Genomic DNA, 7,683 nt, shown 5'->3' on the forward strand with positions numbered 1-7,683 from the left:
GTCCTCGGTCCAGACGCCGAAGGTGTAGTCGGAGTAGAAGCTCGAGCGCTTGCCGTGGCCGCGCTGGGCGTACATCAGCACCGCGTCGACCAGGAACGGGTCGCGCTTCCACTTGAACCATGGCCCCTTCGGCCGGCCGGCTTCGTAGAGCGAATCCCAGCGCTTCAGCATCAGCCCCTCGGCGACCTGCGGATCGCCCGCCGGCGGAGCGGCGCGCAGGGCCGCCAGCTGCGGCCAGCTGTCGAACGGCTGCAGCGGCGAGAGGTCGATGCGCGGCGAATGCTGGCGGGCGACGAAGGCCTCCAGCCGCCGGCGGCGCTCGGCGAAAGGCAAGGTCCGGACGTCCTCGCGGCCTTCGGTCAGGATGTCGTAGGCGCGGATGGCGGCGGGGAAGCCCGCGATCAGCCTGGCGTCGACGGTCTTGCGGTTCAGCCGCTGCTGCAGGTCGGCGAAGCCCGCCACCTGCCCGTCGCGGATGACCAGCAGCTCGCCGTCGACCACGCCCTCGTTGGAGAGCGCATTCAGCACATCGGGGAAGGTCCGCGAGATGTCGTCGCCGGTGCGGGTGTAGAGCCGGCGCACCCCGCCCTCGTTGACCAGCTGGACGCGGATGCCGTCCCACTTCCACTCGGCGGCGTAGTCGGTCGGATCGAGCTTGGCGAAGTCGACCGCCTCGTCGATCGCCTGGGCCAGCATGGCCGGGCGGAAGCGGGCCGGGTGCTCCGACGACGGCTTCTCCGAGCGGCCCTCCAGCCAGGCGAACAAGTCCTCGTAAGGCGCGTGCAGCGCGTGCCACAGCTCCTCGACCTCGGCGACCGGCACGGGGCCAAGGTCCGCCGCCGCCTGCTTGGCCAGGCGCGCGGAAAGGCCGACCCGCAGGGCGCCGGTGACAAGCTTGAGCAGCGCCCAGCGCTCGCGCGGCTCGCGCATGGCGTCGAGCCAGCCTTCGATCAGCCGCTGGACCTCGGCGCGGCTGGCGGTGCGCAGCGCCTCGACGACCTCCGACAGTTCCGGCTCGCGGTTGGCGCCGGGGCGTGCCGGCCAGACCAGGGCCACGGTCTCGGCCAGGTCGCCGACATAGTCATAGGACCACCAGAAGAGCTGGGGGTCCATCCGCGCCTCCACCGCCTTGCGGATGAAGGCCGGCTTGGCTGCGCTGAAGCTGAGCTCGCCGGTCAGCGCCGCCAGCGCCCAGCCGCGGTCGGGATCGGGCGTCGCGCGCAGGTAGTCGCGCACCAGGGTCAGCTTGGCGTTGCGCGAGGCGGTCAGGGAGAGCCGGTCGAGCAGCTCGGCGAAGGCGCGCATGCCCCAGAAATTAGGGCGGCGGCCAAGCGGCGCCAAATCTGCCGCGACGATGGCGGCGCAGCCTCGCCGCCACCGCCGGGACCGGCGCCGTGAACCTTAGCTCACGGCATCAAGATGAAACTCACCTGAAAAGCAGATATCCCGAGCTGGAAAGCAGACCGAAGAGCGTCGCCAGACCGAAAATCCAGCCGACCCGGTCTATCAGATGATATGTAGCTTGGTGCATCTCGGACTCCATTGACAGCGCGTTTGGACGAAGCGCCGCTTTTTTGCGGTCGCCCGGCAAAACCTCGGCCTTGCGGCGCGAGAGTCAGGAATCCTCCCAAGCCGAATCTACGCTGCATTGCGGCGGATTCAATGCTGCGGATGCGAAATAAGCTCTGCTGTGACTTCTTTGCACGGAGGCGCGCGCGCCGCTCAGTCCTCCGCCTCGTCCTCGTAGCCGACCAGCGCCAGCGCGCGCGCCGGCACGCCGTGCAACTCGGCCCAACGGGCGAGCGCCTCCTCCCGGCCGTGGGTGATCCACAGCTCGCCGGGCCGCAGTTCGTCGACGGTGGAGGTCAGCTCGTCCCAGTCGGCGTGGTCGGAGATCACCAGCGGCAGCTCGACGCCGCGCTGGCGGGCCCGGGCGCGGACCTGCATCCAGCCGGAGGCGAAGACCGCCACCGGATCGGGGAAGCGGCGGCTCCAGCGGTCCTGCAGGGTCGAGGGCGGGGCGACGATGAGCTCGCCGGCGAAGTCGGCCTTGGTCGCCGTGGCGGGGAGCAGCGGACCGAGATCGACCCCGTGCCGCGCGTAGAGCGCGTTCAGCCGCTCCAGGGCGCCGTGCACATAGATCGGCCGCTCCCAGCCGGCCTCGCGCAGCAGGCGGATCACCCGCTGGGCCTTGCCGAGCGCATAGGCGCCGATCAGGTGCGACCGCTCCGGAAACTGTTCGACCGAGCGCAGCAGGCGGGCGATCTCGCCTTGGTCGTCGGGGTGGCGGAAGACCGGCAGGCCGAAGGTCGCCTCGGAAATGAAGACGTCGCAGGGGACGGGCGTGAAGGCGGCGCAGGTCGGATCGCGCCTGCGCTTGAAGTCGCCGGAGACGACCATGGTCAGCCCCTTCCAGCGCACCACCGCCTGGGCCGAGCCCAGCACGTGGCCCGCCGGGACCAGGGTGACCTCGACCTCGTCGCGCCGAACCGCCTCGCCATAGGCCGCGGCCTGGACGCTCCCGGCGAACGCCAGGCCATACCGCTCGGCCATGATGTCGAGCGTCGCCTGCGTGGCCAGCACCGCCCCGTGGCCGGCGCGGGCGTGGTCGGAATGGCCGTGGGTGATCACCGCCCGCGCCACCGGCCGCACCGGGTCGATGTAGAAGTCGCCGGGCGCGCAGTAGAGCCCCTCGGGCTTCGGGCAGAGGAGGTCCTGCGGCCGGATCATGGATGCGATGTGGGGCTGGGGGATCCTCGCGCAAGTCGCCGCGGACCCCAGACGCTTCCGCTGAGGGCGGGGCGGAAATGCCTTGAGCCTTTGGCCCACGGGCGTTAGGCGCTTTCCATGTTGCAAGGTCTCTCCCACCGGGCCCGCGAGGCGAAGAGCTGGCCCTTCGAACAGGCGCGCATCCTGCTGGACCGCGTCCTGCGCCTGCGCCTTTCCGATTCCGAGCGCGACCTTGCCGCCAGCCTGATCGGCCAGGGCAAGGCGCTGGAGGCGGTGGCCGCCCTGCCGGCGCTGGCCAAGCCCGTGGTCTTTCAGTGCGGCTACGGCGCGTCCGGTCTGCCGCACATGGGCACCTTCGGCGAGGCGGCGCGGCCGACCATGGTGCGGACCGCCTTCCGGGCGCTGACCGAGGACGCCATCCCCTCCAAGCTGATCGTCTTCTCCGACGACATGGACGGCCTCAGGAAGATCCCGGACAACGTGCCGAACCGCCACATCCTGGAGGAGGACCGCGACAAGCCGGTCACCTCGGTGCGCGACCCGTTCGGCGAGCACGAAAGCTTTGGGGCGCACAACAACTCGCGCCTGCTGGCCTTCCTCGACGGCTTCGGCTTCGACTACGAATTCATGTCGTCGACCGACTGCTACAAGGCCGGCCGCTTTGACGAGGTCCTGCTGCGCATCCTGGCGCGGTTCGACGCCATCCAGGCGATCATGCTGCCGACGCTCGGCGAGGAGCGCAGAGCCACCTATTCGCCCTTCCTGCCGATCAGCCCCAAGACCGGCCGCGTGCTGCAGGCGCCGACGGTCGAGCGCAACCTCGAGAAGGGCACGATCATCTTCCCCGACGAGGACGGCGTGCTCACCGAGGTCCCGGTCACCGGCGGCCACGTCAAGCTGCAGTGGCGCCCCGACTGGGCGGCGCGCTGGACGGCGCTGGGCGTCGACTACGAGATGAGCGGCAAGGACCTGGTGGACTCCGTCCGGGTCTCGAACCGGGTGTGCAAGGCCCTCGGCGGCGAGCCGCCCGAGGCCTTCCACTACGAGCTGTTCATGGACGAGAACAACCAGAAGATCTCGAAGTCCAAGGGCAACGGCCTGACCATGGAGCAATGGCTGCGCTATGGCGCCCCTGAGAGCCTAGCCTACTACATGTACCAGTCGCCGAAGTCGGCCAAGCGCCTCTACTTCGACGTCATCCCCAAGGCGACGGACGAATACCTGCAGCAGCTCGAGGCCTACAACCGGACGCTGGCCGAGACCGGCCAGCCCGCGATCGACAACCCCGCCTGGCACGTGCACCGCGGCGCCCCGCCCGCGCAAGGCTCGCCGGTCAGCTTCTCCTTGCTGCTGAACCTGGTTTCGGCGGCCGACGCCTCGACGAAGGAGATCCTCTGGGGCTTCCTCGAGCGCTACATCCCGGAGGCCTCGCCGGCCACCCAGCCGCTGCTCGACAAGCTCGCGGGCTATGCGATCAACTACTACGAGGACTTCGTGAAGCCCTCGAAGACGTTCCGCGCCCCCGACGCCAAGGAGCGGGCGGCGATGGAGGAGCTGGTCGCACGCCTGCGCGCCCTGCCCGCCGGCGCGGACGCCGAGGCGATCCAGAACGAGGTTTTCGAGGTCGGCAAGGCCGCCGGCTTCGAGCCGCTGCGCGCCTGGTTCGGCGCCCTCTACGAGGTGCTGCTGGGCCAGAGCCAGGGCCCGCGGTTCGGCTCGTTCGTGGCGATCTTCGGCGTCGGGCGGACGATCCAGCTGATCGAGAAGGCGCTGGCGGGGGAGTTCATCTAACCTCTCCGGGAGATCTCGACACCCGCGCGGCGGCGCCCGATATGATTCGAGGCCGCAACGACGGGGCGCACGCCCGACAAGGGATCGGCATTGGCGAAGACCGAGCTCCAGACGGCCGAGGCCGAAGCCGGTGCACGCCGCAAGCGGCGATCGCCGGTGGACCTGAGGAACCGGATCCTCCAGGCGGCGGCCGACGAGTTTCGCAGGTGCGGCTACGCCGGTGCGACCACGGCGGCGATCGCCCGCCAGGCCGACGTCACCGAGGCGCAGCTGTTCCGCTACTACGGCTCGAAGGCCCAGCTGTTCCGCGAGGCGATCTTCAAGCCGCTGGACGAGCAGCTGTCGAACCTCGTCGCGACACACATGCAGCCGGACAGCGCCGAGGGGATCTGCGAGCAGTCCGCCCTCTACATCGACGAGCTGCAGCGCTTCGTCGGCGAGAACGCGCAGATGCTGACCTCGCTGATCGTCGCCCAGACCTACGACGCCGCCTCGGCGCAAGAGGTCTCGGCGATCGGCAGTCTCGGCGAATATTTCGACCGGGCCGCGGCGACCATGACGGCGCGGATGAGGGGCCCGGCGAAGGCGCCGCCGCAGCTGATGGTGCGCGTCTCCTTCGCCGCGGTGCTCGCCTGCACCGTGTTCAAGGACTGGATCTTCCCGCCGGGGCTGGCGACCGAGGCGGAGATCCGCCAGGCGGTGAAGGACTTCGTCCGGCAGGGGATTGGCGCGAACCATCCGTTCGAGCGAGGTTGACGGCCATGCGTCGCCGCCAGCCGCCCGGATCTTCTGCCGCAGGCCGCGGATTACGACGAGATGCTGCGCCGTCGCCTCGACGGCGCCGGCCACGGCTGACTTGCAAAGACAGTTCAACAAACCAGGGGCGCCAACCATGACCTACCAGCCGCCGGTCCGCGAATTCACCTTCCTGCTGCGCGACGTGCTGCAGATCGAGCGCTACGCCAACCTCCCGGCCTTCGCCGACGCCTCGATCGACACGGTCGAGGCGGTGCTGGAGGAGGCCGGCCGCATCTGCGCCGAGGTGCTGGCGCCCCTCGATAGGGTGGGCGACCGGGAGGGCTGCCACTGGAGCCCCGACTTCACCGTCCGGACGCCCGCCGGCTTCAAGCAAGCCTACGCCCAGTTCGTCGCCGGCGGCTGGCCCGGTTTGGGCGCGCACACCGAATACGGCGGCCAGGGCTTGCCGGCGGTGGTCAACCTCTCCGTCTCGGAGATGTCGTCGGCGGCCAACATGGCGTTCGCCATGTATCCCGGCCTGACCCACGGGGCCTATTCGGCAATCCACAAGGGCGGCTCGGCGGAGCAGAAGGCGCTCTACCTGCCGAAGCTGGCCTCGGGCGAGTGGTCGGGGACCATGAACCTGACCGAGCCGCACGCCGGCACCGACCTCGGCATGCTGCGCACCAAGGCGGTTCCGCAGGGCGACGGAACCTACAAGATCAGTGGACAGAAGATCTTCATTTCCGCAGGCGAGCACGACCTGACGGAGAACATCGTCCACCTGGTGCTGGCCCGCATCGAGGGCGCGCCGGCGGGCGTCAAGGGGATCAGCCTGTTCATCGTGCCGAAGTTCCTGCCGGACGCTGAGGGCAAGCCGGGCCAGCGTAACGCCGTGAAGTGCCTGAGCCTGGAAGAGAAGATGGGCATCCACGGCAACGCCACCTGCGTGATCAGCCACGAGGAGGCGACCGGCTGGCTGGTCGGCGAGGAGAACCGCGGCCTGCCCCTGATGTTCGTGATGATGAACGAGGCCCGCATCGGCGTCGCCGTCCAGGGCCTGGCCCAGGCCGAGGCCGCCTACCAGGAGGCCGCGGCCTACGCCAAGGAACGGCTGCAGGGCCGCTCGCTGACCGGGCCGAAGAACCCCGAGGGCCCGGCCGACCCGATCATCGTCCATCCGGACGTGCGGCGCATGCTGATGGAGGCCAAGGCGGTCATCGAGGGCGGCCGCGCGCTGCTGCTCTGGACCGCGCTGCACGGCGACCTGGCCAAGGCCGGCGGCGACGAGGCGGCCAAGACCAAGGGCGAGGACTACATGGCCCTGCTCACCCCGGTGCTGAAGGCCTTCCTGACCGACCGCGGCTTCCTGATCGCCTCGGACGCCATGCAGGTGTTCGGCGGCGCCGGCTTCACCGAGAACTTCGCCGCCAGCCAGCACCTGCGCGACTCGCGAATCTCGCTGATCTATGAGGGCGCCAACGGCGTGCAGGCCCTCGACCTCGTCGGTCGCAAGCTGGCGGCCAACGGCGGCCGGGCGGTGATGAGCTTCTTCGCCGACGTCGACGCCTATGTCGCCGCCCACCAGGACGACGACGCGCTGAAGCCGTTCGTCGAGGGCCTCGTCCAGGCCAAGGGCCAGCTGCAGGAAGCCACCATGTGGCTGATGCAGAACGGGCTGGCGAACCCCGACAACGCCGGAGCGGCCTCGACCGACTACCTGCACCTCTTCGCGCTGACGGGACTGGCCTTCGCCTGGGCCCAGGCGGCCGAGGCGGCGAACGGAAAGATCGCCGCCGGCGAGACCGATCCCTTCTACGCGGGCAAGCTGGTCACCGGCCGCTATTTCCTGGCCCGCGTCCTGCCGGAAGCGGCCTCGCGGCTGGCCAAGCTGAAGGCCGGGGCGGAACTGATGATGGCGCTGCCGGCCGAGGCCTTCTGATGGCGCGCTACCGGGCGAACGTCGACTGGGCGCTCGAGCCGGGCGAGGACTTCGCCAAGGGCCGCTACGGGCGCGGCCATACGGTCGGTTTCGAGCCCGGGCCCCGGGTGCGCGGCACAGCCTCGGCGCAGGTGGTCGGCGCCAAGTGGGCCGAGGAAGGCGCCGTCGATCCCGAGCAGATGCTGGTCGCGGCGATCTCGGCCTGCCACATGCTGAGCTTCCTGCACGTGGCGCGGCTGGCCGGCTTCGTCGTCACCCGCTACCGCGACGAAGCCGAAGGGCTGATGGAGCAGAACGCCGAGGGCCGCATCGCCGTCACCCGCGTGGCCCTGCGCCCGCAGATCGCCTGGGACAGCGCGCCGCCCGAAACCGCCGAGCTCGACCACCTGCACCATCAGGCCCACGAGGCCTGTTTCATCGCCAACTCGGTGAAGACCGAGGTGGTGGTGGAATCCCGACCGGCGCCGCCTTAGAGCTTGAGC

6 protein-coding genes are annotated in these 7,683 nt (G+C 69.9%); 4 read left to right on the top strand and 2 right to left on the bottom strand.

Annotation, left to right across the window (positions count from 1 at the left end; translation table 11 throughout):
* On the bottom strand, positions 1–1,305 hold a 1,305-nt coding region (locus VJS38_RS01850; protein WP_324086453.1), incomplete at its 3' end, for a cisplatin damage response ATP-dependent DNA ligase.
* 417 nt (positions 1,306–1,722) lie between these two features.
* Positions 1,723–2,730, bottom strand: a complete 1,008-nt coding sequence (locus VJS38_RS01855; RefSeq protein ID WP_324086454.1) for a ligase-associated DNA damage response exonuclease — start codon at positions 2,728–2,730, stop codon at positions 1,723–1,725.
* Between the two features lie 117 nt (positions 2,731–2,847).
* Between VJS38_RS01855 and VJS38_RS01860 the strand changes: the two genes are divergently transcribed.
* The 4 genes from VJS38_RS01860 to VJS38_RS01875 all read left to right on the top strand — a co-directional run bounded on the left by VJS38_RS01860 (position 2,848) and on the right by VJS38_RS01875 (position 7,674).
* On the top strand, positions 2,848–4,521 hold the full coding sequence (locus VJS38_RS01860) for a lysine--tRNA ligase (protein WP_324086455.1): 1,674 nt from the start codon (positions 2,848–2,850) through the stop codon (positions 4,519–4,521).
* A gap of 90 nt (positions 4,522–4,611) precedes the next feature.
* Positions 4,612–5,277, top strand: coding sequence for a TetR/AcrR family transcriptional regulator (locus VJS38_RS01865; RefSeq protein WP_324086456.1), 666 nt, complete (start codon positions 4,612–4,614; stop codon positions 5,275–5,277).
* A gap of 136 nt (positions 5,278–5,413) precedes the next feature.
* A complete protein-coding gene (locus VJS38_RS01870; RefSeq protein WP_324086457.1) occupies positions 5,414–7,201 on the top strand; it encodes an acyl-CoA dehydrogenase C-terminal domain-containing protein in 1,788 nt (595 codons plus the stop codon).
* Positions 7,201–7,674, top strand: a complete 474-nt coding sequence (locus VJS38_RS01875) for an OsmC family protein (protein ID WP_324086458.1) — start codon at positions 7,201–7,203, stop codon at positions 7,672–7,674. The genes VJS38_RS01870 and VJS38_RS01875 overlap by 1 nt, the downstream gene beginning before the upstream one ends.
* The last annotated feature ends 9 nt before the right edge of the window (positions 7,675–7,683 follow it).

Origin of the sequence: Phenylobacterium sp. (assembly GCF_035276905.1) — a bacterium.
Classification (GTDB): Bacteria; Pseudomonadota; Alphaproteobacteria; order Caulobacterales; family Caulobacteraceae; genus Phenylobacterium.